Source organism: Salipiger sp. 1_MG-2023 (genome assembly GCF_030547555.1).
Classification (GTDB): domain Bacteria; phylum Pseudomonadota; class Alphaproteobacteria; order Rhodobacterales; family Rhodobacteraceae; genus Salipiger.
On record NZ_JAUOQN010000187.1, the window covers coordinates 1 to 612 of the forward strand.

The 612-nt window shown below is 57.0% G+C and carries 1 protein-coding gene; it reads right to left on the bottom strand.

The features are described 5' to 3' along the window. Positions 1 to 80: 80 nt before the first annotated feature. Positions 81 to 612 (bottom strand): DDE-type integrase/transposase/recombinase (locus tag Q4543_RS24515; protein ID WP_303442806.1); only part of this gene is annotated, 532 nt, incomplete at its 5' end.

Sequence of the window (612 nt, forward strand, 5' to 3'; positions counted from 1 at the left end):
TGTTTGGCAACATCAAACCAACCAGATGCACCGCCAGCTTTCAAACCGCCCAAACACCAGATTCAGCCATAGCTCTCATTTCACGCGACCATGTCGAGTACGTCGCGCTGTGCATAGAAGTTGTCTTCAGCCTCTGCTGGCGGGATGTTTCCGATGGGTCCGAGCAGGCGTCTGTTGTTGAACCCATCGACCCACCCGGGTGTGGCCATTTCCAGATCCTGCATGTTGCGCCACGGTCCCTGCCGATGGGCCAGTTCGGTTTTGTAGAGACCGTTTATCGTCTCAGCGAGGGCATTATCATACGGGTCGCCGACACTGCCGACTGACGGCTCGATCCCGGCTTCGGCCAAACGCTCGGTGTATCGGATAGACAAATATTGCCCTCCACGATCCGAGTGGTGGACCAATCCGCCCTTCTGAACAGGCCGTCGATCATGCAGGGCCTGTTCCAGACCATCGAGGACAAAGTCCGTTTTGGCAGACCGCGAGACCCGCCATCTGACGATGCGATCAGCGAATGTGTCGATGGTGAAGGTGACCTGCCACTGAACTTTCATCCAGCCGGAACCGGAGTCCTTTGGGTTGATACGCCGATTGGCGCAGGTGGAGCAA